Raw genomic sequence first — 25,057 nt, forward strand, 5'->3', positions numbered from 1 at the left:
GGTCCATCGTCGCATCCGCGGGCGCGCGCTCGACGGGGCGGCTCACGGGTGCTCGTCGGTGGCTCGCGAATCGTTCAACGCCAACGCGCCCCACACGGAGACCACCCCGACCACCACCGCGAGCACCGCGAATGCGATGCGCTCGCCGCGGAAGAACGACGCGACGAGGTCGCTGCCCCACACGCCCGGCGGCAGACTGGTCGTGACCAGCGCGGCGATCATCGTGCCGATCACCGCGGTGCCCACGCTGGTGCCGATCTCCTGCGCGCTGTCGTTGAGCGCGGTGCCGATCGACGTCCGGTTGCTCGGCATCGCTCCGACCAGCGCCACCGCGCAGATCGTCATCACCGTCCGCAGACCGATCGTCAGCGTCACCATGAAGACGGCGATCGCCGGGTAACCGTGGTCGACGGCCCACGCGAGTCCGGCGAGCGAGCCCGCGAGGAATCCGGCGCCGATCACACACGCGATCCGATGACCGAATCTCTTCGCCAGGTACTCCGAGAGCGGGGTCGCGAGAATCATCGTGATGATGAGGGGCAGGTTCGCCAGTCCCGCCCGCATCGGACTCCACCCGTACGCGTACTGGAAGTGCAGAATCAGGCCGAACATCACACCGGCCATCGCGATCGACGTACCCACCTGCGCGATCGCCGCTCCCCGCACGGTGCCGTCGGCGAAGACGCCGAGGTCGAGCATCGGTTCGGGGGTGCGGCGCTCATGCCACACGAAGGCGCCGAGGGCGACCGCCGCCCCGACCGCCGACGCCCATACCGGGCCGGACGTCCAGCCGTGCTCCACACCCGCGGTGAGGGTGTAGCACCCGAGACCGATCGCGAGAATGCTCAGGGCCGCGCCCGGCAGATCGAGACGATCTCCGGTGAGATCCTGCGGATCGTCGGCGGGGACCCCGAGCCGGACACCGATCCACGCGATCAGCGCGATCGGGGCGTTGACCAGGAGAAGCCATTCCCAGCCGACGTGTGCCAGCGCCGTTCCGCCCAGCACCGGACCGAGGATGAAGCCGCTCATGCCGACGACGATCATCAGCGTCATCGCGCGCATGCGGAGCGCCGCGTCGTCGAAGAGGCGGAAGACCAGCGAGTTGGTGATCGGGGCCATCGCGGCAGCGGCGACGCCGAGCAGCGCGCGAAGGGCGATCAGTTCGCCCGTCGAGGAGACGGCGAGAACGCCGAGGCTGATCACGCCGAAGGCGGCGAGCCCGACGAGCAGAACCCGTCGTCGCCCCAGTTTGTCGGCCATCGATCCGGCGGTCAGCAGCAGACCCCCGAAGGTCAGCGAATAGGCGCCCGTGACCCATTGGAGTGCGGTGGTGCCGCTGCCCAGATCACGCCCGGTGGTCGGCAGTGCGATCGAGAGCAACGTGTTGTCGACCATCTCGACGAAGAACGCCAGGCACAGGGCGGCCATCGGCATCCAGGCGGCACGGACGGATGTGTAGGTCCGGGATCGTGCGGTCCCGGAGCGCGAGGTCTCGGCGACGTCAGTCATGAGACACCTCCTTATCGAACGATGTTCGGTTATCGAACCTTGTTCGATACAATAGAACGGCGTTCGATAGGGTGCAAGGGAGGAGGATTCATGACTGTTCCCGAGCACGACCGCCCGCAGCGACGAGCAGGTCGCCGCCGCGCTTCCCATTCGATGGACACGGTGATCGGAGAGGCCGTCGCGCTGCTCGACGAGTCGGGCGAGTCCGCGCTGACCTTCCGCGCGCTCGCGGCACGCCTGGGCGGCGGCGTCGCAAGCATCTACTGGTACGTCTCGAGCAAGGAGGAACTGCTCGACCGGGCCGCCGACCACGTGCTCGGCGAGGTGCTCATCCGGACCAATGACTTCGACGACACCGACGATCCGATCGCCGACCTCCGGGCGGTGGCAGTCGCGCTGTTCGACACCGTGGTCGACCGGCCCTGGCTGGGTGGATACCTGATGCGCGACACCGGCACCCAGCCCAACGGACTGCAGATGTACGAGCGGCTCGGCCGTCATGTGATGCGGCTGGGCCTCAGTCCGCGAGAGACCTTCCACGGTGTCTCGGCCGTTCTCGGATTCGTCATCGGAACGGCCACCGACCTCGGACAGCAGCCGCCTGCGGCCGTGCTCGACGGCACGATGAGCCGCTCGGAGTACATCGAGCACTTCGCCGACCAGTGGCGATCCCTCGACCCCGATCAGTATCCGTTCATCCACTACACCGTCGACGAGTTCGCCGTGCACGACGACGCCGAGCAGTTCCGCGCCGGCCTCGACCTGCTGCTGTCCGGACTCCGGTTGCAGGCGGACGGTCGCTGAGACGGCCTGGCGCAGAGACTGTCGGGCGCCAAAGCTGCCCGGATACGACGAAACCCCTCGGCCGGGATTCCGGCCGAGGGGTTCCGTGCGGGTATCGGCTAGCTGTAGTCGTAGAAGCCGCGGCCACTCTTGCGGCCGAGACGGCCCGCGTCGACCATGCGGCGCAGCAGTGCCGGCGGCGCGAAGTGCGGCTCGGCGAACTCCGCGTACAGCGACTCGGCGGCGGCCAGGCAGATGTCGAGGCCGACGGTGTCGCAGAGGGTCAACGGGCCCATCGGGTAACCGCAGCCGCCCTTCATCGCGGCGTCGATGTCCTCGGCGCTGGCGTAGCCCGAGTCGTACATCCGGATCGCCTGGCACAGGTACGGGATCAGCAGCGCGTTGACGATGAAGCCCGAGCGGTCGCCGGCCTGCACGGTGGTCTTGCCGAGCACGTTCTTGGCGTAGTCGGTGACCGCGGCGGCGGTCTCCGGCGCGGTGGTGAGCGCGGAGATGATCTCCACCAGCGGCATCACCGGGACCGGGTTGAAGAAGTGGACGCCGACGACGCGCTCGGGACGGCTGGTGGCGGCGGCGATCTTGATGATCGGGATCGACGAGGTGTTGGTGGCGAGGACGGCCTCCGGCTTCACCACGGCGTCGAGCTTGGCGAAGATGTCGTGCTTGATCGACTCGACCTCGGGTGCCGCTTCGATGACCAGTTCGCGGTCGGCGAACTCGTCGACGTCGAGGGTCACCTTCACGCGTGCGATGGCCGCGTCGGCGTCCTCCTGCGAGATCTTGCCCTTGGCGACACCGCGCCCGATCGACTTCGCGATGCGCTCCGCCGCCGCATCGGCGAACTCCTGCTTCGTCTCGAGCACCAGCACGTCGCTGCCGGCCTTCGCGCACACCTCAGCGATGCCAGCTCCCATGGTTCCGCCGCCGATAACGCCGATGAGATTCACAAGTACTCCAAACCGCAGGGCCGCCGCGACGACGGCCGGAACAATACTGTCGACGCACAGCGTAGTTGCCTGCCGCGACGGGACGAGCAGGGGTCCGGATCGGCCTCACTTGCTCATCAGGCGCCGGATGTCGTCGCGGCCGCTCACCACGGTCACCCGGCCACCCTCGCCGGGGTCGGGATCGGGCAACACGCGGTCGGGATCGATCAGGTAGACGTCGTGGCCGTCGAGAGTCAGTCGGCGGACCGCCTCCAGGATCATGCGGCGTCCCACATCGCCGACCGAACTGACCCGCATGAGGTTGATCGCGACCCGCTTGCGCGTCGGCGGCGCGTCCGCCAACTCCCGGACGATGCGTTCGGCGCCGGCGAAACGGATCTCCCCCTGCAGCGACACCACCTCGACACCCGACGGTCCGTGACCGAACTCGCGGCGACTGCGCACCACCGACGGGCCCGCGGGCGGCACCTCCATCAGGTGCATTCCCATATCGGATGTGAAGCGCCGGAACAGATCGACGCCGCGCACGCTGTTGCCGTGCCGGTCGAGCCACGGAGAGAAGGTCGCGATGCCGGCCTGACCGGGAAGTGCGCCGATCAGTCCGCCCGAGACGCCGCTCTTCGCCGGGATCCCGACGCGGGTCATCCAGTCGCCTGCGCCGTCGTACATTCCGCACGTGGCCATGACGCTCAACGTCTGGCGCACCACCGCGGCCGGCACCACCGGCGCACCCGTCACCGGATTGACGCCCCTGTTGGCCAGCGTCGCCGCCATCATCGCGAGATCCTCGACGGTGACCAACAACGAACACTGCCGCGTGTATCCGGCGACGGCCACCAGCGGCCCCTCATCGATGATCTCGTTGGCGCGCAACATGTTCGCCAGCGCCCGGTTGCGGTAGGCGCATGAGATCTCCGACTCGTACACCCGCTGGTCCACACGCAGGCGACGCCCGGCGAAGGCACTGAGCCCGTCCACGATCCGCTCGTTGCGCGCTTCCGGCGTCGCGCCCGGCGGTCCGACGAGGGTGTGCACGGTGATGGCGCCGGCGTTGATCATCGGGTTCAGCGGGCGGCCGGTGCCGGGTTCGAGCGAGAGTTCGTTGAAGGCGTCGCCGGTAGGCTCCACTCCCACTTTCGCGAGGATCTCGTCGAATCCCCGATCGGCCAGGGCGAGCGCGTACACGAACGGTTTGGAGATGGACTGAATGCTGAACTCGACGGCGGCGTCGCCCTGCGAGTAGCGGCGGCCGTCCTCGGTGCAGAACGACACGGCCAGCCGGTCGGGGTCGGCGTCGGCCAGTTCGGGGATGTAGTCGGCGGTGGCGCCGGACTGGTCGAACTCGACCGAACCGAGAGCTTCGGCGAGATAGTCGGGAATCGGAGAGCGCACATGCGCAGCGTACGTCGACGCGGCGGTCAGCGCCGCCGCACGGCGTAACGGCAGGCCTCGGCGGGCCGACTCGACCACCAAAGTCCCGGACCCGCCTGCCACGAGCCCATCCAGCACCTAGCGCCCGATCGCACCAGAGATCAGGCGCCGCGGTTCAGGCACGATCGTGCAAAGTGATGTGATAGCCATCAGGGTCCGCGAAGGTGAATGTCCGGCCGAACGGACCATCGATCGGCTCGGACACGATTGTGTGTCCGTCGGCGACCAACGAGTCGTGGATCTCCTGGACGCCAGTGGCATGCAGCCAGATCGCCGCGCCGATTCCCGGCTGCGGTACCGCGTCGAGGTCGGTACCGGCAACGAGGTCACGTAACGCGAACGCGATCGGCGTCGTCTCGAACACCACCGCATGCGGAGGGCCGGCCGGCGAGCGGACCAGGCCTAAGTACTTCTCGTAAAACGCCCGGGAGGCGTCGAGGTCACGGGTCTGCAGCGAGACGAAATCGGGTCCAGTGACAGGCACAGCCACTCCTTCAATGTATGTCAATTTTCTGACACTCAACACGGTATGTCATTATATTGACATGAGTCAAGAGGGTGTAGGGATCGATCTGGAGACCTCCGTCGGCTATGCGTTGAAAGAGGCCTCCAGCGCCCTGCGGGCCGCGATGGAGGAAGTTCTGCGCCCACTCGGCATGAACGTCACCTACTACTCCTGCTTGGAACTACTCGGACAACGACCCGGCCTGTCCAACTCCGAACTCGCTCGCGGCGCGTTCGTGACACGACAAGCAATGAACGTCCTCCTTCAGACACTCGAACGTGACGGATACGTCACCAGAGCCAGCGCCGCACCTACCGGCAGAGCCCTGCCCACACGCCTCACCACCCGCGGACGACGCAGACTGCAGACTGCATCCTCAGCAATCCGCGCAGTGGAGAACCGAATGCTCATAGGCCTCGATGAGGCCGAACGAGCCGCCGTCTTTCGTGCGCTACAGAAGATGACCCAGTCCCTACACGACGCCGCAGGCGGGACTGACCCCTGACGCCGGAGGCCGCATTGGGATGCTCGTCTCGCTCGGCGGCCACTGCCGGCCGGCACCAGCGTCGGACAAGCCGCTACGGGACGATGACAATCCGCCGAGTCTCGCCGGTATCCGTCCATGCCGTCTCGACCTCGCTGAGCGGGACCCGACGAGCGACGGTATCGATCACGGCGCTTGTCGGTTGAGATCCCACAACGGCCGAGCGTTCTCCGCGCTCGAGTGTCAGGTTCCAGGACTGGCCATTCTGAGCACTGCGGAGAGCGAAGGATCGCAGAATGCAGAACCCGCTCGGACCGGGGTCCGAGCGGGTTCTACTCTGTGGAGCTAAGGGGACTCGAACCCCTGACCCCCACACTGCCAGTGTGGTGCGCTACCAGCTGCGCCATAGCCCCGTGTTCACTTGTGCGCACCGGATCGTTTGCCTCTCCGAGTGCGCTAGCTAAGTTACCGCACGCGCATCACCCGGCCAAATCGGCTGGTCGGCGGCACTTGCGGCCGACGCTACCCGGTGGGCTTCTGGCCCGCGATGATCTTGTCGAGCCATGCGGTGCCGTCCATGATGTTCTCCACCTGCTTGCCGGCCAGCAGGACAGTCGGGGTGGCGACCTGCCCCTCGGTGGAGTTGCTCAGCTGTTGCTTCGACGCGTCCGACATCGCCCGCGCCTCGTCGACCAGTCGTCCGGAGGCGATGCAGTCTCGCGTCGCCGCACCGGCGCCGTCGGCGGCGGCGAGGTCGGCGATCTGCTGATTCGTCAGGTCGTCTCCCGACTTCTCGAACAGCTGCGAGTGCAGCTTCCAGAAGACGTCGCGGCCGTCGTTGCGCGCGACGCACAGGACCGCACCGGCCGACCGCGAGGAGTAGTCGCCCGACCCGGAATCCTTGTCGAGGAAGTTCAGCATGTGATATCGCACGCGAATCCTGCCGTCGACGACGGCCTGCTGGATCGCGGCGCCCGACTGCTGCTCGAACTTCTTGCAGTGCTCGCAGTGGAAGTCCTCGAACACGTCGATGGTCTCCGGAGCCGTCTTCTTTCCGACGATGAACGAGGCGTTCTCGGCGAGGACCTTGTCGTCGACCGGCGGATACGTCTTGTGCGTCATCCAGATGAAGCCGCCGATCACCAGCGCTGCGACCACCAGCAGTCCGATCCCGATGAACAGATACGACGACGGGCCGGCGGACTGCGGCTGGTAGTCGGGGTTCTCGCGGGGCTTGTCACCGTTCGTCACGATGTCGACCTTAGCGGGACCCGTCCAGGATCAGCCGAGCACCGAATCGACCAGCGACTGCGCCTCCGACTGCACCTCGGCGAGATGGTCGGCGCCGCGGAACGACTCCGCGTAGATCTTGTACACGTCCTCGGTCCCCGACGGACGCGCCGCGAACCAGGAGTTCTCCGTGGTCACCTTGAGTCCCCCGATCGGCGCGCCGTTGCCAGGCGCCTCGGTGAGGATCGCGGTGATCGGCTCGCCGGCCAGGGCGTCGGCGTGCACCTGGTCGGCCGACAGCGCCGCCAGCCGCGCCTTCTGCTCTCGATCGGCCGGCGCATCGATGCGCGCATACGCGGATTCACCGTACTCCTCGGCCAGTTCGCGGTACCGCTGTGACGGAGTGCGCCCGGTGACGGCCAGGATCTCGCAGGCGAGCAGATCCATGATGAGGCCGTCCTTGTCCGTCGACCACGGGCGGCCGGCCACCGTCAGGAAAGAGGCGCCGGCACTCTCCTCACCGCCGAACGCGATGGTGCCATCGAGCAGACCGTCGACGAAGTACTTGAATCCGACAGGCACCTCGACGAGCGTGCGGCCCAGCCCCGCGGCCACCCGATCGATCAGGGACGACGAGACGAGGGTCTTGCCCACGGCCGCCGCCTCGCTCCATTCCTCACGGTGAGTGAACAGATAGTCGATCGCCACCGCCAGATAGTGGTTCGGGTTCATCAGCCCGGCATCGGCGGTGACGATGCCGTGCCGGTCGGCGTCCGCGTCGTTGCCGGTGGCGATGTCGTACGACTCTCGCGCCGCGATCAGCGAGGCCATCGCATTGGGCGAGCTGCAGTCCATCCGGATCTTGCCGTCGGTGTCGAGCGTCATGAAACCGAACGCCGGGTCGGTCTTCGGGTTCACCACGGTCATCGAGTCGAGACGGTAGTAGTCCTTGATCTCGCCCCAGTAGGCCACCGATGCCCCGCCGAGTGGGTCGGCGCCGATCCGGACGTCGGCGGCGCGGATCGCGTCCATATCGACCACCTCGTCGAGCGCCGTGACGTACTCGCCCAGGAAGGGGTAGTCGATCACCCGCTCCGACCGCCGCGCTCGCTCGAAGGGCACCCGCCGGACGCCCGACAGCCCGTCCGCCAGCAGTTCGTTCGCCCGGGCCGCGATCGCCGAGGTGATGTCGGTGTCGGCCGGTCCGCCGCTGGGCGGGTTGTACTTGAATCCGCCGTCGGCGGGCGGGTTGTGCGACGGCGTGACGACGATCCCGTCGGCCACCGCCCCGAGTTCCTCCGAGTTGAACCGCAGGATGGCGCGCGACACCGCGGGCGTCGGCGTGAACTCGTCACCGTCGGCGGTGAACACGGTGACCTCGTTGCCGACGAGCACCTCCAGCGCCGACCGCCACGCGGGCATCGACAGCGCGTGCGTGTCGAAGCCGATGAACACCGGCCCCGTGACACCCGCCTTCCGCCGGTGTTCGACGATGGCCTGCGTCATCGCCAGCACGTGCGCCTCGTTGAACGCGCCGTCCAGACTCGATCCGCGATGCCCGGACGTGCCGAAGACCACTCGCTGGTCGGGGTTCGCGGGATCGGGGGTGATGTCGTAGTAGGCGCGTTCGACGGCTGCCACGTCGATGAGGTCGTCTGCGGTCGCGGGCGTTCCTGCTCTCGGGTGTGCCATGCCGTCGATTCTGCCACCGGTTTCTCCGGATAGTCTGGGCGAATGCTGCAGTTGGCGAACATGCTGTTGACACCGGTGCGCGCCGCCGCCCGCGATCCGGAGCTGGCCGTTCTCGTGCTCCCCGGCGGAACCGATTTCAGCTACCGGCCCTTCTCCCGAGTCCAGGGCTCGGCGCTGCGGATGTACCCGTTCACCGCCTCGATCCAGATGCGCTTCGGCACGCGGGTCCGCGTCCGGCAGGCGCAGTACCGGGTGTACGGCTGGAACGGCGGACAGGCCAGCCCGATGCCCCACGCCCGGGCCGCTCTCGACCGTCTCGCGGCCGACTACCCGGGCGTCCCGATCGCCGTCATCGGCCATTCGATGGGCGGCCGGATCGCCGCGCAGTTGGGCGACGACGAGCGGGTCACCGACATCCTCGCCCTCGCGCCGTGGTGGCAGTTCGCCGACTGGCGGCAGATCCACCCCGGCGCACGGGTTCGCGCCGTGCACGGCGAGGCCGACACCGTCACGCGGGCCCGGCGCACCGCGAAAGGCATCGCCGAGCTCGCGGCCCGCGGACTCGACGCCGAATACCTCGCGGTGCCCGACGGCGGCCATCCGATGCTCGACCACATCGGGCTCTGGCAGGGCAGCGCCCTGCGGTTCGTCGCCGACGCACTGGCCGCCGACCGTCGCTCGGTCGCGGGCACGACGGCGTAACGTCGGAATCACCACCGGCGAAAGGACACCCACGTGACCGTCTCCATCGCCCGCGTCTACGACGCCCCCGACGACCACCGCGTCTTCGTCGACCGACTGTGGCCGCGCGGAGTGCACAAGGACGACCCTCGCATCGGCCGCTGGCTCAAAGAGGTGGCCCCGTCGAACGATCTGCGCAAGTGGTATCACGCGCACCCCGACGAGTACGACGCGTTCTCCGCACGCTATCGAGCGGAATTGGACGAGCCGGGACCGCAGGCCGACGCGCTCGCCGAACTGGTGCGCCTCGGAACCGACGGCGACCTGGAGCTCGCGACGGCCACCAAGGACCCGTCCACCAGTCACGTCCCGACGATCGTCGCGGCGCTCGCCGACCACGGCGTCCGCTGAGCGAGCGCTGGCCCGCCGAGTCTGGCCGGACCGTCAGTTCGTCAGCATCCCACCGTCCACGGGCAGCGTGAGACCCGAGATGTAACTGCTGGCGTCCGACGCGAGGAAGACCAGGGCGGAGTCGAGTTCCCCCGGATTCCCGATCCGGCCGAACAGCGTGCGCGGAACCACGTACTCGTCCAGGACGCCCGCGGCGAACTCGCCGGTCATCTCCGACTCGAAGTAACCCGGCGCCAGCGCGTTCACCCGGATGCCCTTGCGGGGAGTCCACTGTTGCGCGAGGTCGCGGGTGAGACCGATGACCGCGGACTTGCTGGCCGAGTACGCGGCCTGCGGCATCAGCACCGAGGTGAGTCCCAGCACGCTCGCGAGGTTGACGATCGAACTGCCCGGCCGCATCACCCGGGCACACGCCTGGGCCATCCAGTACGAGCCGTTGACGTTGATCTCCATCACCCGGCGGAAGTCCTCGGGCTTCTCGCGCAGCGCCGGCGCGGACCAGCCGACGCCGGCATTGTTGACGAGCACATCGACGCGCCCGAACTCGGCCATCGCCGCGTCGACCGCGGCGGTGCACTGCTCGGGGTCGGAGACGTCGGTGGTGACGGCGAGCGCACGCCGTCCCATGCCCTCGATCGCGGCCTCGGTGTCGGCGAGGCGGTCCGCGCGCCGCGCGGCCAGGACCACGTCGGCGCCGACGTCGGCGAGCGCCTTCGCGAAGCCGACGCCGAGTCCGCTGGACGCGCCGGTCACGAGGGCGACCCTGCCGTCGAGACGGAAGGTGTCGAGGATTGTCGACATGGCTGTGATCTCCTTGCTCTCAGGTGATTTCGTTCGGGTCGTCGGATAGCAGTCCGACGCCGAGAATGGCGGCACAGGCCTGCGACGCCTTCGCCGCGTCCGGCTCGCGACCGGTGATGAGATTGGTGTAGACGAACGTCTCGGTGATGCGGACGAGGATGAGTGCCAGATCGTCGATCGGCAGCGGCGAGGACATCTCCCCCGCATCGATCTCCGCCTGCACCAGTTCGCGGATCTTGCCGACGATGCGCGGCTGGACGCCACCGGCGTGCGTGGTCATCAGTCGGAGCGCCCGCTCGGGCTCCCGTCGCAGAAACGTTCCGAAATGCACCGAGCCGTTGACGATGGCGGCGAACTCCCCCATCGTTCTCGCGATCTTCTCCGCTCCGCGACCAGGTGCGCGCCGTGCGGCGGCGGCGATCGTCGGCTCGGTGATCGACCAGATGACCTCGGCCAACAAGCCGTCGCGCCCACCCCATCGACGGTAGAGTGTGGTCCGGTTCACACCCACCGTCTGAGCCAGTTCCCCGACCTCGATCCCGCCGTCCGCGATGAAGACCTCACGCGCCGCGTCGAGGACGACCTCCGGATCGATCACCGTCAATCTCCCGCCTCTGCATCATTCGAACGAAATGATGCATAATTTGACTGTAGTTCGGGGAACAATCGATCACGAGAGTGAACCGATTCACATCATCGACATTCCGGTGGCACTGCGCGTGCGAACAGCGTGAAGGAGACAGCACATGGTCCAGACGACGATGCAGCACGGAGATCTGTTGATCTCGGGGTTGGTCGAGTACAGCCGTCGAGTGTTCCCCGAGGCGAAGGTGATCACCTGGACCGGAGAGGGCACCCGTGAGGCCTCGTTCGCCGACATCGGCGACCAGGGCGCACAGATCGCCAACGCGCTGACCAAGCTGGGCGTCGCCAGGGGCGATCGGGTCGCGACCTTCATGTGGAACAACACCGAGCATCAGGCGCTGTACGCGGGCGTGCCGTCGATGGGCGCCGTTCTGCACACCCTGAACCTGCGACTCTCGCCCGAGCAGGCCGTATTCATCATCAATCACGCCGACGACAAGGTGATCTTCGTCGACGCGTCCGTCGCGCCGATGCTGTCGCAGTATCTGGCCGGCACACCCAATGTGAAGCACGTCGTCGTGGCGAACGGCCCCGTCGAGTCGCTGACCGCACCCGAAGGCGTCACCGTGCACGCCTACGACGATTTGATCGCCGGCGAGCCGACGACCTACGACTGGCCGAAGCTCGACGAGACCGACGCCGCCGTCATGTGTTACACCTCGGGTACCACCGGCGACCCGAAGGGAGTCGTCTACTCGCACCGCAGCATCTACCTGCATTCGCTCCTCGGGACGTCGACGAGCGGCATGGGTCTGTCGAATCACGACACGATGCTCGCGATCGTCCCGATGTTCCACGTCATGTCGTGGGGGCTGCCGTACGCGGCGATGATGGCCGGCGCGACCCTGGTGATGCCCGACCGCTTCCTGCAGCCGGAGCCGCTGCTGGCGATGATGGCCGAGACCCGCCCGACGCTCGCCGCCGCGGTGCCGACCATCTGGCAGGGTGTGTCGGCACTGCTCGATGCGAAGCCGCAGGACATCACCCACCTGCGCGAGGTGGTCGTCGGCGGTGCGGCGGTCCCGCCGTCGATGATCACCAAGTTCGACGGTTACGGCGTCAAGATCGTGCACGCCTGGGGCATGACCGAGACCTCCCCGCTGGGGACCATCTCCCGGCCCCCGGCCGGCGTCGAGGACGAGGACGCCGCATTCGCCTATCGGGTCACCCAGGGCCGCTTCCCCGCTCCGGTCGCCGCACGGATCGTCGGCGACGACGGCCAGGAGCAGCCGTGGGACGGCGAGGCTCGCGGTGAACTGGAGGTGTCCGGCCCGTGGATCACCGGCTCGTACTACCAGCCCGACGGCAACGTCGCCGATCCGTCGAAGTTCGACGACGGCTGGCTGCGCACCGGCGACGTCGCGACCATCACACCCGACGGGTACATGACGATCGTCGACCGCGCCAAAGACATCATCAAGACCGGAGGCGAGTGGATCTCGTCGGTGGAACTGGAGAACGTGATCGCGTCGAATCCGGCGGTGGTGGAAGCGACCGTCATCGGCGTCCCGGACGCCAAGTGGGACGAGCGGCCGTTCGTGCTCGCGGTGGTCCGCGATGAAGCGGACGCCGACGTGGAGGCGCACCGCAAGTTCCTCGAGGACCGCATCCCGCGCTGGCAGATCCCCGAGCGGTGGTCGTTCGTCACCGAGGTTCCCAAGACCTCGGTCGGCAAGTTCGACAAGAAGCGCGTCCGTCAGCACTACGCCGACGGCGACTACACGGTGCTCGGCGAGCCCGACGCGTAGACGCCGCCCGCAGGCCACCCGCTCTCGAAGGCCCGACCGTCCACGCGACGGTCGGGCCTTCGAGTGCGCGGCGACCGCCGTCTAGACTCGCCTGAGTGAGCCGCAGGAAGAAGCTGGCGTTGGCGGCGCTCGGCACGATCGCAGCGCTCGTCCTCGGCGGTACCGTGTGGATCCTGGTGGCGGGCGATTTCGCGATCCACGAGGAACGGGTCACGATCGAAGGTCCCCGCGGCGAACTGCACGCGGTGCTCGCGACGCCTGTCAACAGCGAGGGACCGCACGGGCTCGTGGTGTTCGTCCACGGTGACGGGCCGGCGAACGCCAGTCGCGACGACACCTACAAGCCGCTCTGGGACGCGTACGCGAAGGCCGGATTCGCAACGCTGTCGTGGGACAAACCGGGGGTCGGCGGCGCGCCCGGAGACTGGCTCGACCAATCGATGCACGACCGTGAGACGGAGGTCGAGGCCGCTGTCTCGTGGGCCTACACGCGCCCCGACATCGATACCACCCGCATCGGCGTCTGGGGCGACGGACAGGCCGGATGGGTGGTGCCCGAGGTGCTCGCGGCGCGCAACGACTTGCGATTCGCCGTCCTGGTGGGGCCGGCGGTCAACTGGCTCCGGCAGCACGAGTTCGCGCTGCGGTCCGACTTGTCCGCACACGGCGCCCCGGCTCCGGAGGCGTCGGCGGAACTGGCACGCCGGGCCCAGCGGGTGCGCCTGTTGGAAGAGGGTGCCGGGTACGCCGCGTACCGGCGTTCCGGGATCGATCCGGAGCCGATGACCCCCGCGCAGTGGGGCTTCGCCGAACGCAACCTCCGGTCGGATGCGACGGCGTCCCTGCCGGGCATCGCAGTTCCGCTCCTATTGGTGCTCGGGGGCGACGACCGCACCGTCGACGTGGACGAGACCGAGTCCGTCTACCGCCGCACCGTCCGGCCGGATCTGCTGACCGTGAAGCGGTTCGACGACGCCACTCACAGCATCACGCGGGAGGGAATCGAGTACCGAGACGATTTCCGTGTCGCGGCACGCACCAGGTTCGCGCCGTCTTCGGTGTACGCACCGGGCTATTTGGACGCGCTGCGCGTCTTCGCGAAACGGCATTCGCAATGACCACGTAAAGTGGGGATGTAAGCCTCGAATCCCCTTAGAAAGGCGAGATACCTATGGACGCAGCACTGTGGACGGCAATCGTTGAGCATCCTCACGTGTTCGAGCTTCTGAAGACCGTCTTCTCCGGCGTTCAGTAAGCGCCCCTCCGATTCGACGAAGTGCCCCGCCCACGGCGGGGCACTTCGCTTCTCCGGGTCAGGGCAGATCCGCTTTCGCCGCCCGCAGGAACTCGCCGCTCACCTGCACCGCGGGCGCCGAGCTGTCACCGCCGACGACGAGGGTCGCGAAGGCGAGGTCGCCGTCGATGCCGGCGAACCAGCCGTGCGAGTGGGTGTTGTCGCCGTACTCGGCCGTCCCCGTCTTGCCTCCGAGCCCCGGAATGTCGCGCAAGGCGGTCGCCGTGCCGGAACTGACGGTTTCGCGCATCATCGTCCGGAGTGCGGCGGCCGCCGACGCCGAGATCTCCGACGGCCGCGCACTCTCCCCGGTGGCGCGTCCCTGGATCAACGTGGGCGTGACGGTGTGACGCGCGGCGAGGCTCGCTTCCGCGAGCGCCATGCCGAACGGCGAGGCGGTGACCGTGCCCTGCCCGATCCCGTTCTCGACCTTCGCCGCAGTGGTCTTCGCTGCGGGGACCGCGCCTGTCACGGTGGTGAGCCCGGGGATCGTGTAGTCGACGCCGAGCCCGAGCGAGCGCGCGGTGTCGGTGAGCGCGGTATCGGACAACTCGGCCGACAGCGCCGCCATCGTCGTATTGCACGAGCGCGAGAACGCGGTGTGCAGCGGCACGGCACCGAGATCGAACTCGTTCTCGTTCGGAATGACGCGATCGCCGATCCGCTTCTTTCCGGGACACGGCAGTATCGCATCGGGCTTCGTGACGCCGGCATCGAGTGCGGCCAGCGTGGTGACCGTCTTGAACGTGGAGCCCGGCGGGTACAGACCGCTCAACGCCACCGGCCCCTGCCGGTCGGCTCCCTCGTTCTGCGCCACCGCCAGGATCCCTCCGGTCGACGGCCGGATCGCGACCAGCATCGTCGGGCGACGCGAAGTGGCGACCGCGGCATTCGCCGCACGCTGGAGGGCGACGTCGAGAGTGGTCTCCACCCGCTCGGGAGTCCGGCCGTCGAATGTCTTCACGCGCCCGATCGGGTTCCCCTCGGCGTCGGCGATCGCCACGGTGGCGCCGGCCGCCGCGTCGATCGATTTCCGCCACTGCTCCTCGAGGCCGGCGACCGCGGGAGAGCGCAGGTCCTTCGACGCGGTGAGCAGGCGTCCCTCCTTGCGGACTGTGACGCCGGGAATGGAAGCGAGGTCCCCGGCCTTCTTCGCGTCCGCGGCGCGCAGTGTCACGATCGTGGTCGGTTCCTTCTTTCCTTTGACGTCTGCGCGCACGGATGCTGCGGTGACCGTCGGCGCCACCGGCCGCAGTCGCGCGGCGAGTGCCTCCGCAGACCCGGACCGATCCGGGGCGAGCGAGACCACCGTGACCTCCTGCCAGGTGAGGAGGTCGCGACCGGACCGGTCGACGACCGGGACGTCGTAGGTCTTGTCATCGCTGTAGAGCAGACGAGCGCCGTGCTTGAGGTCTCGATGAATCAGCTGCGGCGTCCAGCGGACTTTGCCGCCCGTCTCCGCGACCGATGTGGTGTAGTCGACGGTCCGGCCGTGCGGCAGCGACCACGACCAGTTCAGTTCGTCGTCGTCCTCGCCGCCGACACTCACGTGAACCCTGGCCTCGCCCATCCCGTCGAAGCTGGCTGTGAACGCCTTCTCGGCCGACGCCGGATCGTCGGTCACCGAGGCGGCGGCGGTCATGTCGCGGCCGTTCAGCGCGTCCGCCAGCCGCTGAGCCGGCGACGGGTCACTTCCGCACGCTGTAGCGAGCGCGACGAGCAGGATGAGGACGACGCCCACGGCGATTCTGCGCATCTCTCAAGTCAACCGAGACACGGGCCGGCAGAGCAACTCACGAGCAGCCACCGGCACTGTCTTCTCGACCACACCGTCGCCGACCTGCAAGAACACGACGTCCCCGTCAGGCGGATCCTCCGCCGGTCGAGTCCGCTCCTCGTCCGGCCTGCGCCGCGGCCCCGGCCCGATTCCCATACGCACCGAGCTGTGTACCGAGACCGCGAACAGCCACGGCGGTCAGTATCAGGGCGAATACCGACAGCGACGAGAGTTGCACTGCGCCTGCGGCCCCAGTCCGGTGGTAGAGAGCCCACAGGACCAGTACACCTCCGACGACCGGCGCCGCGACCGCGATCACGCCGACGAGCAGACGGCGACTGAGCACGGCCTGCACCACTCCCGCATCCACCGTGACTGCCAGTGCGATCAGCGAGATCAGCATCAGCGCATTCGGTGCGGCGGTGTCGACGTTCCTCGTCGCGATCGCATCGGTGAGCGGCGTGTACGCGGTCCATCCACCGCCGACCCGCAGGAAGCCGACGAAATCGCGCGATGTCCCGGCGACCGGCTCTCCCATCTTTCCCACGAGACGAGCGACGACGAATACCCACCAGCTCGCGGTCCCGATCCACTTCGTGATCTGCATCAACGCAGCCTAGCGATCTGCCGGATATGAGCTGCCGGATATGAGTAAGGCCCCCGGTCGGTGACGACCGGGGGCCTTACCTCGTGGAGCCGCCGGGAATTGAACCCGGGTCCTCCGTCACTTCAGTGGGGCTTCTCCGTGTGCAGTCCGCTGTGTCTCTACTCGGATCTCCCGGTCTCGCGAACAAGCCGGGATGACGATCCCAGTCGCTGTTGGATGTCCTGCCGACGCCCGCGACCGGCGGCGACAGTGAGTTCCCTAGCTGATGCCGGCATCCGGTTCCGGGAACTTAGAACCGGGCCGACAGACTAGCCTCGCTGATCAGGCAGCGAGAGCGTAGTCGCGCTGATTGGAATCGGCGCTTAATTGGTTGCTGCGACGCTTACGGTGGTCTCTAGCCTGCACCGACACGCTTCCCCCACCTCGATGCACGTAGTCGAAACCGATCGGCCCCGAGGGGGTGCCCTCCAGATTTTGGCGGACACCTAATCATAACCAACGGAGACGACAGAATCATCCCGGTATTCGTCGCGACGTCATTCGGGTCGCTCAGCCGATCCGCAGCAGTGCCGCGTCGCCCGCTCCTACCCGAATGGTGAGTTCCCCGTCCTCGGCCTTGATGCGGCGTCCGGACCAGACCTCACGCGCCGGAACCACGTCGTCGCCGGCCAGGCCGAGATCGGCGATCGGGATCGACATGTCGCGGCCGACGGGTCCGGTGTTGGTGAACGACACCAGCAGTCCCCGCTCGCCGATCGCCCGCGAGTACGTCTCGGGATCGCCGTTCACCTCGGCGCCCGGTGCCGCACGGCGATCGCGGACCAACTCACCGATCTCCGGGTTCCGGAGCATCTCGACCGTGCCACGGGGCACGGCGGGCAGGTCTCCGGTCACCACCAGGGGCTCGGCCCTCATCACCCGCCGCGTCACCTCCGTCCGGAGCCCGGACGGAGTAGCGGCCGCGGCGTCGACGGCCGTGCGTCGCTGCGCGGACGGGAGCGGATGCACGTGCAGTCCGAGCGAGGCCAGATCGGCGCGAACGCCCGAGTCGGCGTCGATCCGGGCGCGGTCCTCGTCATTGCAATCGATGAACAACTCGCGGAACCCCACGTCGCGCAGACCGCTGCGCACCAGGGCGTCCGCTTGAGCCCGCACCCGATCGGGCGCGCACGAATGGTCGGCGACGAGCCAGCCCACCTCGGGAACCGCTTGCGCCTGCGGTGCCCGGTCGGCGCAGCCCGCGGCCGTGAGCGCCGCGACCACAAGCGTCAGCGCGATGCCGGAGAGTCTGCGCGGAACCGCCAACCGCTACATTCCCTTGACGCGCCGGCCGAGAGTCCGCTCCACCTCGCGTTTAGCGGTCCGCTCGGCGATGTCGCGGCGCTTGTCGTGTGCCTGCTTGCCCTTGGCGAGCGCCAGCTCCACCTTTGCGTAACCGTCGGAGAAGTACATCGACAGCGGGACCAGCGTCAGATTTCCGTCGCGCAGCTTGCCGATGAGCCCGTCGATCTCACGACGGTGCATCAGCAATTTGCGCTTGCGCCGGGGGGCGTGGTTGGTCCAGGTGCCGCTGCCGTATTCGGCGATGTGCACGGCGTTGAGCCATACCTCACCGTCGTCGATCGTCGCGAAGGCGTCCACCAGTGACGCCTTGCCCTCGCGCAGCGCCTTGACCTCGGTCCCCTGGAGAACCATCCCCGCCTCGAAGGTCTCGAGAATCGTGTAGTTGTGCCGAGCCTTCCGGTTCGTCGCGATCACCGACTTACCCTTATCCCTGGGCACGGCAGACCTCCGAATTCTTCATGTAGTCGTCATTCACGGACATAGACGCGCAAGGTGCCGTACGCGGTGACGCCGGCGAGCACGATGCCCGACAACAGCAGCCACGGCGACACGAACCACACGTCCGCCGACGTGATGCGCGCCAGGATGTTCACACCGTAGAGGTCTTCGAGCGCTTTGTCGAAGAAGAATATCTTCGCCAGGAACAGCCCGCCGATGGCCAGCAGCGCTCCGACCACCGCGGCGATCACCGCCTCCAGCAGGAAGGGCAGCTGGGTGTACCACCTGGTGGCGCCGACCAGCCGCATGATCGACACCTCCGTCCGTCTCGTATAGGCCGCGATCTGCACGGTGTTGACGATCAGCAGGATCGCGGCCACGGCCAGGACCGCGGCGATGGCGAAGGCCGCGTTGCGAGCCCCGTCGAGCACGCTGAAGATACGTTTGACCAGGTCACGTTGATCGAGGACTCCGTCGACGCCCTCGGCCCGCGAGTACTTGTCGAGCACCGCGCCGAAGCGGTCGGGATCGGCCATCCGCACGCGCAGCGCTCCCTGGTACGCCTCCTTGCGGATGAAGTCGGCGAGCTCGGGCGAGTCCTTCTCCCACGACTCCTTGGCCGTCTTGTACGCCTGCTCCTGGCTGATGAACGTCACCGACGCCACTCCCGGCTCCGACTCCAGGTCGGTGCGCAGTGTGGTGCACGGAGCCTCGAGGCAGTTCGGATCCTTCGCGGTGACCGCGTCGTTGATGAAGAACTGCATCTCGACGCGGTCGAGGAAGATCTTCTGGCTCTTGTTGGCCATCTGGATCACGAGCAGACCGCCGCCGAGCATGCCGAGGGTGATCGCCGTGGTGAGCACCATCGCGACGGTCATGGTGATGTTGCGGCGGAAGCCGTTGAAGACCTCGCCGAAGATGAAGTTCAAGCGCATGTGATGCCTTTGGTTTCCCGCCTGTGGAAGGTCAAGTGTCAGCCGATGCCGTAGACGCCGTGCTCGTCGTTGCGCACCAGGGTCCCGTTGTCGAACTCCACCACGCGGCGCCGCATCGCGTCGACGATGTGGCGGTCGTGAGTGGCCATGACGACGGTGGTGCCGCCGCGATTGACACGGTCGAGAACCTCGACGATCTCCTCGCTGGTCTCCGGGTCGAGGTTTCCGGTGGGCTCGTCGGCCAGGAGCAGAGCCGGACGATTGACGATGGCTCGCGCGATCGCCACCCGCTGCATCTCACCACCGGACAGCTCGTGCGGCATCCGGTCCGACTTGCCCGAGAGACCCACATACTCCAGGGTCTCGGGTACCGCCTCCCGGATCGTGGACGCGGGCTTGCCGATCACTTCGAGCGCGAAGGCCACGTTGTCGGCCACCGTCTTCTGCTGCAGCAGGCGGAAGTCCTGAAAGACGCAGCCGATGGACTGACGGAGCTTCGGGACCTCCCGGCTGCGGAGCTTGTTCACGTGGAAATCCCCCACGTACACGTCGCCGGACGTCGGCTTGTCCTCCTTGAGCAGCAGCCGGAAGAAGGTCGACTTACCGGAACCCGACGGACCGATCAGGAAGGCGAATTCCCCCTTCTCGACCTCCAGCGACAGATCGTCCAGCGCGGGGCGAGAAGACGCTGCGTATTGCATCGTCACATTCGTCAGCTTGATCACGGTAGCCAAGTGTACTGACCGGTCAGGACTACTCGCCCGCACTGGCTCCGGGCTGGGAGGTCGGCTGCACGGTTCCATTCGGCGCCTGCGGCAGTTGCTGCTGCTGTTGCTCCCCGGCCGGCGTGCTCGGCGTGGCCCGCCCGGTCTGACGGCCGGTGCCCTCGGTGCCCCGTCCGGTCTCCGTGGTGGGAGTCTCGGTCTGCGTCGGTTCGGTCGACGACTCGACGGTCGAGGACGTGGGGGTCTGCGAGGTGTAGGTGGGCTGCGACGTCGTCGGCTCGACAGGCTGCTGCACCTGCGTGCCCTGCGGGACCCTCGGCTCGGTGGCGTAGTGCTCGGAACTGAACCCGTAGAAGCCGAGCAGCGCGAACCATATGAGGATCAGGACGACGGTGGTCGTCCGAATGCGCGTGTGATAGACGTGCCGCATGCGCCGCGCGAGTTTCACGATCGCCGACGGCTCGGGAGCTGCGGCGGCCTCGGCGACGGTCGTGTGAGCGGCGGTGTCGGCCGGCCGTTCCTCAGTGCTCATCGCTCACCCCGCCTCCGGTCTGGGCGGCCTCGTCCCCGGCGGTCTTGACCGCCGACTGCTGCTGCACCGATTGGACGAAGATCCCGTGGCGCGCGAGGCCGTAGATGATGTCGCCGCGCAGCGCGCGGCCGATCTCGAACTGCTGGCCGGGAAGCGTCCGCGCCACCATCCGGACGGTCGCCGAGTCGAGTTCGAGGTTGGTGATGCCCAGCGGGGTCGGCGCGTCGAGCAGCAACCGGTTCCACCGCGGGTTGTCGTAGAACGTCTGTCCCACCTCGCGCAGGACCGTGTTGACCTCGTTGATGTCGGCGTCGAGCGGCACCGGCACGTCGACCACCGACCGTGCCCAGTCCTTCGACAGGTTCGCGGCCTTGATCATCTGACCGTTCGGCACGATGAGCAGTTCGCCGTCCGTGTTCCGGAGTCGGGTGACGCGGAGCGTCACATCCTCGACGGTGCCCTCGGCTTCGAGGCCGCCGGTCACCGAGAGGTTGACGACGTCGCCGTAGCCGTACTGATGCTCGGCGATGATGAAGAAGCCGGCCAGCAGATCCTGCACCACGCGCTGCGCGCCGAATCCCAGCGCCGCACCGACCACCGCGCTCAGCCCCACGAGGCTGCTCTTCGCGACCCACATCCCCAGGATGTGCATCGTGACCGCGGCAACGGTGAGCGCTACCAACGTCCAGGTCACGACGTCCACCAGTGCCCGCCGGTGCTTCATGTCCTCGGACTGCACGATGTCGTCGCTGGACTCGAACTGCCGCAGCACCCGCTTGCTGTACCGGCCGGCACCCCATCGGAAGAACCGGATGACCAGGATCCCGCCGATGATCCAGAGCAGGATGCCGACGAAGTCGACTGCGAGCCACTTCTCCCAGGACTGCAGCCAGCTCGGCAGCCCGAGCCGATCTACCAGGTAGGTGGGAACGGAATCGATACGATCACTCGCCTTCGTTCATCCGCCAGCGGATGCCCGCTTCGATGAACTGATCGAGATCACCGTCGAGCACCGCAGACGGGTTGTTGCTTTCCACGTTCGTTCGCAGGTCCTTCACCATCTGGTAGGGGTGAAGCACGTACGAGCGCATCTGATTGCCCCAGCTGGCGCCGGTGTCGCTCTTGAGCGCGTCCATCTGCGCACGCTCCTCCAGACGCTTGCGTTCGAGGAGTTTGGCCTGCAGCACGCGCATCGCGGCGACCTTGTTCTGCAGCTGGCTCTTCTCATTCTGACAGGTCACGACGATGCCCGTCGGGACGTGCGTCAGCCGCACCGCGGAGTCGGTGGTGTTGACCGACTGTCCGCCCGGGCCGGACGAGCGGTACACGTCCACCCGCACGTCGTTCTCGTCGATGTCGATGTGGTCGGTGGTCTCGACCACCGGCAACACCTCGACCTCGGCGAACGAGGTCTGCCTGCGGCCCTGGTTGTCGAACGGACTGATCCGCACCAGGCGGTGGGTGCCCTGCTCCACCGACAGCGTTCCGTACATGTACGGCGCCTTGACGGCGAAGGTCGCGGACTTGAGGCCCGCTTCCTCCGCGTACGAGGTGTCGTACACCTCGACCGGATGCCCGTGCTGCTCGGCCCACCGGATGTACATGCGCATCAGCATCTGCGCCCAGTCCGCCGCATCCACTCCGCCCGCACCGGAGCGGATGTTCACCAGCGCCTCGCGGGGGTCGTACTCGCCCGCGAGCATGGTCTTGACCTCCATGGCCTCGATGTCGCGGCGCAGGTCCGCTCGCTCGGTCTCCGCGTCCTCGAGAGCCGCGACGGCCGAGTCGCCCTCCTCCGCCTCCGCGAGCTCGTACAGCACCGGGAGATCGTCGAGGCGCGACCGGAGCTCGCTGACCCGGCGGAGTTCAGACTGCGCGTGCGAGAGCTCGGAGGTGACGCTCTGCGCGTGCTCCTGGTCGTTCCACAGGTCGGGGTCGGAAGCCTGCATCTCGAGCTCGTCGATTCGGCGACGGAGCTCGTCGAGGTCCATCACCTTCTCGACGGTCGTCAGGGTGGCGTCGAGCGATTCGAGATCAGCGGAGACATCGGGGTGCACAAGGAACCAGGTTACCCTCTGGCCGCGGACGCCCGACCGCGGTCAGTCGCCGAGCACCCCGAACCGCCACGTGGAGTCGACCTTGCCGGGCCGGTACACCACGGGCATCGACGCGCCCACCGTCGGCGCGACGTCGTCGGCGCCGAGCACCTGAGTGCCGTACACCTCGGTGGGAGCGATCTGCGGGCCGATGATGGTGCCGCTGATGGTGCAGTACCGGCTCCCGTTCTTGTCGGGCTCGTTCTGCCTGCCGAGCCCGGTCACCGTGAGCGTGCCCTCCACATAGCCGGAGGCCGCGTCGACGCCGCCTCCGAACATCCGGCGCCCACGGCGCTGCATCAGCATCGCGACGAGCGACGTCGCGACGATCAGGATGAACACGACGCTGATCCACACAGGCATGGCCTGAGAGTACCGCCGGACGGCATCGGGGAGAGACGGATGTCGCACGGCCGGACGCATCGGCCGCCGGTGCTAGCCTCGGATGCCGTGGCTACCCTCTCGGACGCCGGTCACGGCGCAGATCTTCAGCTGGCACTCGATCTGGCCGATGCAGCCGACGACCTCACGCTCTCCCGCTTCGGCGCCCTCGATCTGCACGTCGACTCGAAGCCCGATCTCACCCCGGTGTCGGACGCCGACCTCGCGTGCGAACGGATGATCCGCGACCGCATCGCCCAGGCCCGACCCGCCGACGCCGTGCTCGGCGAGGAGTTCGGCGGCGACCCGCTGCTCACCGGGCGGCAATGGGTGGTGGATCCGATCGACGGCACCAAGAACTTCGTCCGCGGCGTTCCCGTCTGGGCCACGCTCATCGCCCTGCTCGTGGACGGCGTGCCGTCGGTCGGCGTGGTGAGTGCGCCTGCGTTGAACCGGCGCTGGTGGGCGGCGGCGGGCGGCGGCGCCTTCGCGTCGCTCGACGGCGGCGAGCCCAGGCCGATCTCGGTGTCGAAGGTCGACGACCTCGGCTCGGCGTCGTTGGCCTTCTCCAGCCTGTCCGGCTGGGCCGACCGCGGCATCCGCGACCGATTCATCGCGCTCACCGACAGCGTCTGGCGAGTGCGCGGCTACGGCGACTTCTTCAACTACTGCCTCGTCGCCGAGGGCGCAGTGGACATCGCCGCCGAACCGGAGGTCTCCCTGTGGGATCTCGCGGCACTCGATGTCCTGGTACGCGAGGCGGGCGGCGAGTTCACCGATCTGGGCGGCAGGCCCGGCCCGGGCGGCGGAAGCGCCGTGGCCACGAACGGTCTGCTGCAGCGGGAGACTCTGGCAGCCCTGGGGACGTGATCCTCCGCGCGTGACTCCGCGTTCGCGCCGGAATACTCCTGCGGCACAAGGAAGTCGCCGGTAGCCTCCGCGATGGAGCGACATCCCGCTCCGAGAACTGAATGCGGAGGCGCCATGAGCAACGAAGTGAAGATGATCGTCCTGTCGACCGACGATCTCGACGAATCGATCAAGTTCTACAGCGAGACGCTGGGAATGGCTCTGAAGTTCCGCGACGGCGCACACTTCGCCGCCCTCGACGGCGGCGGAGTCACCGTCGCACTCGCGACGGCCGTCGACCACCCGATCCACGGTCAGGTGGTGGTCGGAATCAAGACCGACGACGTCGACGCGGCCGCGAAGGCCGTCGAAGCGAGCGGCGGCGGCATCGTCACCCAGGCGTACAACGACGCGCACGAGCGGCGTGCGGTGGTCTACGACAACAAGGGCAACGGGCTGGTCTTCTACAGTCCGTTGCCGAAACAGTGACCACGCGGCGGTGATTCAGGCCGCGGCGGCGGTCACAGTTCGACGGGCACCCCGGACTCCAGCACGGAGAACTCGGTGCCCGTCGGCTTCATCTCGTCGATCCGCGCATTGTGAATGGCACGGCCGGCATCGGACAGGACGGCCTGGTGGATCGGGAAGGCCCGCCGCGGCGCGACCGCGCGCAGGTAGTCGACGGGCTCGCTGAGCTTGAGCCACGGCGCGGCCGCGGGCAGGGCCAGAACGTCGATCCGCTCGAATGGGATGTACAGGCTGTCGCCGGGGTGCATGAAGGCGCCGGGACGGTCGGCGGCGTCCACCACGTACGCGATGTTGTCGACCACCGGCAGATCCGGGTGGATCACGGCGTGTCTGCCGCCGGTGCCGCGGACGGTCAGCGCACCGATTCGCGTCTGCTCCCCCGCCGCCATCACCGACCACTGGCCGGCGTCCCGCTTCTCGTTCAGTTGGGCCGCGGTCTGCGGGTCGGCGTAACGGACCGCCTGCGGATTGGCGTCGACCAGCGCGGGCAGCCGCGCCGGATCCGCATGGTCGGGGTGCTGATGGGTGATGAGAATCGCGTCCAGCCCGGTCAGCGTCTCGAATCCCGACGAGAGGTTTCCGGGGTCGAAGAGCACCCGGGTGCGATCGATCTCGAGCAGTACGCAGGAGTGGCCGAAATGGGTGATGCGCATGGCTCCG

27 protein-coding genes, 1 tRNA gene and 1 other RNA gene are annotated in these 25,057 nt (G+C 67.8%); 8 read left to right on the forward strand and 21 right to left on the reverse strand.

Annotation, left to right across the window (positions count from 1 at the left end; translation table 11 throughout):
* Positions 1–42: 42 nt before the first annotated feature.
* Positions 43–1,512 (reverse strand): MFS transporter, encoded by a 1,470-nt coding sequence (locus ACZ5QD_RS09600; protein WP_045538329.1) that lies wholly within the window; start codon positions 1,510–1,512, stop codon positions 43–45.
* Positions 1,513–1,602: 90 nt separating this feature from the next.
* Between ACZ5QD_RS09600 and ACZ5QD_RS09605 the strand changes: the two genes are divergently transcribed.
* Positions 1,603–2,316, forward strand: coding sequence for a TetR/AcrR family transcriptional regulator (locus ACZ5QD_RS09605; protein ID WP_433820832.1), 714 nt, complete (start codon positions 1,603–1,605; stop codon positions 2,314–2,316).
* A gap of 98 nt (positions 2,317–2,414) precedes the next feature.
* On the opposite strand, the gene ACZ5QD_RS09610 is transcribed toward ACZ5QD_RS09605, so the two are convergent.
* The 3 genes from ACZ5QD_RS09610 to ACZ5QD_RS09620 form a co-directional block, all read right to left on the reverse strand.
* Positions 2,415–3,263 carry a 3-hydroxybutyryl-CoA dehydrogenase gene (locus ACZ5QD_RS09610; RefSeq protein ID WP_433820830.1) on the reverse strand — a complete coding sequence of 283 codons (849 nt, stop codon included), beginning with the start codon at positions 3,261–3,263 and terminating at the stop codon, positions 2,415–2,417.
* 105 nt (positions 3,264–3,368) lie between these two features.
* Positions 3,369–4,655: a glutaminase gene (locus tag ACZ5QD_RS09615; protein ID WP_433820829.1), complete on the reverse strand. Its 1,287-nt coding sequence runs from the start codon at positions 4,653–4,655 to the stop codon at positions 3,369–3,371.
* Positions 4,656–4,809: 154 nt separating this feature from the next.
* Positions 4,810–5,178 (reverse strand): VOC family protein, encoded by a 369-nt coding sequence (locus tag ACZ5QD_RS09620; protein WP_006898276.1) that lies wholly within the window; start codon positions 5,176–5,178, stop codon positions 4,810–4,812.
* Positions 5,179–5,239: 61 nt separating this feature from the next.
* Here ACZ5QD_RS09620 and ACZ5QD_RS09625 point away from each other — a divergent pair, with 61 nt between their 5' ends.
* Positions 5,240–5,704 (forward strand): MarR family winged helix-turn-helix transcriptional regulator, encoded by a 465-nt coding sequence (locus tag ACZ5QD_RS09625; protein ID WP_433820828.1) that lies wholly within the window; start codon positions 5,240–5,242, stop codon positions 5,702–5,704.
* A gap of 319 nt (positions 5,705–6,023) precedes the next feature.
* Here ACZ5QD_RS09625 and ACZ5QD_RS09630 read toward each other — a convergent pair.
* The 3 genes from ACZ5QD_RS09630 to pgm form a co-directional block, all read right to left on the reverse strand.
* Positions 6,024–6,096 (reverse strand) — tRNA-Ala (locus ACZ5QD_RS09630).
* Between the two features lie 109 nt (positions 6,097–6,205).
* On the reverse strand, positions 6,206–6,934 hold the full coding sequence (locus ACZ5QD_RS09635; protein ID WP_045538581.1) for a DsbA family protein: 729 nt from the start codon (positions 6,932–6,934) through the stop codon (positions 6,206–6,208).
* A gap of 30 nt (positions 6,935–6,964) precedes the next feature.
* The gene (pgm, locus tag ACZ5QD_RS09640; RefSeq protein ID WP_433820826.1) at positions 6,965–8,605 is read right to left on the reverse strand and encodes a phosphoglucomutase (alpha-D-glucose-1,6-bisphosphate-dependent); all 1,641 of its coding nucleotides are present in this window, start codon (positions 8,603–8,605) and stop codon (positions 6,965–6,967) included.
* Between the two features lie 42 nt (positions 8,606–8,647).
* Between pgm and ACZ5QD_RS09645 the strand changes: the two genes are divergently transcribed.
* Both ACZ5QD_RS09645 and ACZ5QD_RS09650 read left to right on the forward strand, forming a co-directional pair.
* Complete coding sequence (locus tag ACZ5QD_RS09645; RefSeq protein WP_433820825.1) at positions 8,648–9,307, forward strand: alpha/beta hydrolase; 660 nt, start codon at positions 8,648–8,650, stop codon at positions 9,305–9,307.
* 33 nt (positions 9,308–9,340) lie between these two features.
* On the forward strand, positions 9,341–9,697 hold the full coding sequence (locus ACZ5QD_RS09650; RefSeq protein WP_062367801.1) for a DUF488 domain-containing protein: 357 nt from the start codon (positions 9,341–9,343) through the stop codon (positions 9,695–9,697).
* A 33-nt stretch (positions 9,698–9,730) separates the two neighbouring features.
* Here the strand turns inward: ACZ5QD_RS09650 and ACZ5QD_RS09655 are convergent, their stop codons facing one another.
* Together ACZ5QD_RS09655 and ACZ5QD_RS09660 are read right to left on the reverse strand one after the other, a co-directional pair.
* Complete coding sequence (locus tag ACZ5QD_RS09655) at positions 9,731–10,498, reverse strand: SDR family NAD(P)-dependent oxidoreductase (RefSeq protein ID WP_464366706.1); 768 nt, start codon at positions 10,496–10,498, stop codon at positions 9,731–9,733.
* A gap of 19 nt (positions 10,499–10,517) precedes the next feature.
* Positions 10,518–11,096: a TetR/AcrR family transcriptional regulator gene (locus ACZ5QD_RS09660; RefSeq protein WP_006898296.1), complete on the reverse strand. Its 579-nt coding sequence runs from the start codon at positions 11,094–11,096 to the stop codon at positions 10,518–10,520.
* A gap of 148 nt (positions 11,097–11,244) precedes the next feature.
* Between ACZ5QD_RS09660 and ACZ5QD_RS09665 the strand changes: the two genes are divergently transcribed.
* Both ACZ5QD_RS09665 and ACZ5QD_RS09670 read left to right on the forward strand, forming a co-directional pair.
* Positions 11,245–12,891, forward strand: coding sequence for a long-chain fatty acid--CoA ligase (locus ACZ5QD_RS09665; protein ID WP_412475267.1), 1,647 nt, complete (start codon positions 11,245–11,247; stop codon positions 12,889–12,891).
* Positions 12,892–12,986: 95 nt separating this feature from the next.
* Positions 12,987–14,009 (forward strand): alpha/beta hydrolase family protein, encoded by a 1,023-nt coding sequence (locus tag ACZ5QD_RS09670; RefSeq protein WP_433820822.1) that lies wholly within the window; start codon positions 12,987–12,989, stop codon positions 14,007–14,009.
* A gap of 195 nt (positions 14,010–14,204) precedes the next feature.
* On the opposite strand, the gene ACZ5QD_RS09675 is transcribed toward ACZ5QD_RS09670, so the two are convergent.
* The 11 genes from ACZ5QD_RS09675 to ACZ5QD_RS09725 form a co-directional block, all read right to left on the reverse strand.
* Complete coding sequence (locus ACZ5QD_RS09675) at positions 14,205–15,941, reverse strand: penicillin-binding transpeptidase domain-containing protein (RefSeq protein WP_006898293.1); 1,737 nt, start codon at positions 15,939–15,941, stop codon at positions 14,205–14,207.
* 106 nt (positions 15,942–16,047) lie between these two features.
* Complete coding sequence (locus ACZ5QD_RS09680; RefSeq protein WP_464366707.1) at positions 16,048–16,569, reverse strand: hypothetical protein; 522 nt, start codon at positions 16,567–16,569, stop codon at positions 16,048–16,050.
* Positions 16,570–16,650: 81 nt separating this feature from the next.
* Positions 16,651–17,023: a transfer-messenger RNA gene (gene ssrA, locus ACZ5QD_RS09685) on the reverse strand.
* Between the two features lie 95 nt (positions 17,024–17,118).
* Positions 17,119–17,874 carry a hypothetical protein gene (locus tag ACZ5QD_RS09690; RefSeq protein WP_464366708.1) on the reverse strand — a complete coding sequence of 252 codons (756 nt, stop codon included), beginning with the start codon at positions 17,872–17,874 and terminating at the stop codon, positions 17,119–17,121.
* A gap of 3 nt (positions 17,875–17,877) precedes the next feature.
* A complete protein-coding gene (gene smpB, locus ACZ5QD_RS09695) occupies positions 17,878–18,351 on the reverse strand; it encodes an SsrA-binding protein SmpB (protein ID WP_006898290.1) in 474 nt (157 codons plus the stop codon).
* A gap of 29 nt (positions 18,352–18,380) precedes the next feature.
* Positions 18,381–19,286, reverse strand: coding sequence for a permease-like cell division protein FtsX (gene ftsX, locus ACZ5QD_RS09700; RefSeq protein WP_006898289.1), 906 nt, complete (start codon positions 19,284–19,286; stop codon positions 18,381–18,383).
* A 38-nt stretch (positions 19,287–19,324) separates the two neighbouring features.
* Positions 19,325–20,011, reverse strand: coding sequence for a cell division ATP-binding protein FtsE (gene ftsE, locus ACZ5QD_RS09705; RefSeq protein ID WP_006898288.1), 687 nt, complete (start codon positions 20,009–20,011; stop codon positions 19,325–19,327).
* Positions 20,012–20,039: 28 nt separating this feature from the next.
* Positions 20,040–20,543, reverse strand: a complete 504-nt coding sequence (locus tag ACZ5QD_RS09710; RefSeq protein WP_464366709.1) for a hypothetical protein — start codon at positions 20,541–20,543, stop codon at positions 20,040–20,042.
* Positions 20,533–21,462 carry a mechanosensitive ion channel family protein gene (locus ACZ5QD_RS09715; RefSeq protein WP_045538593.1) on the reverse strand — a complete coding sequence of 310 codons (930 nt, stop codon included), beginning with the start codon at positions 21,460–21,462 and terminating at the stop codon, positions 20,533–20,535. Before ACZ5QD_RS09715 ends, ACZ5QD_RS09710 begins: the two co-directional genes overlap by 11 nt.
* A 25-nt stretch (positions 21,463–21,487) precedes the next feature.
* Positions 21,488–22,600 carry a peptide chain release factor 2 gene (gene prfB, locus ACZ5QD_RS09720; RefSeq protein WP_006898285.1) on the reverse strand — a complete coding sequence of 371 codons (1,113 nt, stop codon included), beginning with the start codon at positions 22,598–22,600 and terminating at the stop codon, positions 21,488–21,490.
* A 42-nt stretch (positions 22,601–22,642) separates the two neighbouring features.
* Positions 22,643–23,002 carry a hypothetical protein gene (locus tag ACZ5QD_RS09725; protein ID WP_051999706.1) on the reverse strand — a complete coding sequence of 120 codons (360 nt, stop codon included), beginning with the start codon at positions 23,000–23,002 and terminating at the stop codon, positions 22,643–22,645.
* Positions 23,003–23,089: 87 nt separating this feature from the next.
* On the opposite strand from ACZ5QD_RS09725, the gene hisN reads away from it, so the two are divergent.
* Together hisN and ACZ5QD_RS09735 are read left to right on the forward strand one after the other, a co-directional pair.
* The gene (hisN, locus tag ACZ5QD_RS09730) at positions 23,090–23,890 is read left to right on the forward strand and encodes a histidinol-phosphatase (RefSeq protein ID WP_006898283.1); all 801 of its coding nucleotides are present in this window, start codon (positions 23,090–23,092) and stop codon (positions 23,888–23,890) included.
* 114 nt (positions 23,891–24,004) lie between these two features.
* A complete protein-coding gene (locus tag ACZ5QD_RS09735; protein WP_006898282.1) occupies positions 24,005–24,358 on the forward strand; it encodes a VOC family protein in 354 nt (117 codons plus the stop codon).
* A gap of 32 nt (positions 24,359–24,390) precedes the next feature.
* Here the strand turns inward: ACZ5QD_RS09735 and ACZ5QD_RS09740 are convergent, their stop codons facing one another.
* Positions 24,391–25,050 carry an MBL fold metallo-hydrolase gene (locus ACZ5QD_RS09740; protein WP_006898281.1) on the reverse strand — a complete coding sequence of 220 codons (660 nt, stop codon included), beginning with the start codon at positions 25,048–25,050 and terminating at the stop codon, positions 24,391–24,393.
* Positions 25,051–25,057 lie beyond the last annotated feature (7 nt).

It is taken from the genome of Gordonia sp. J1A, from assembly GCF_055393515.1.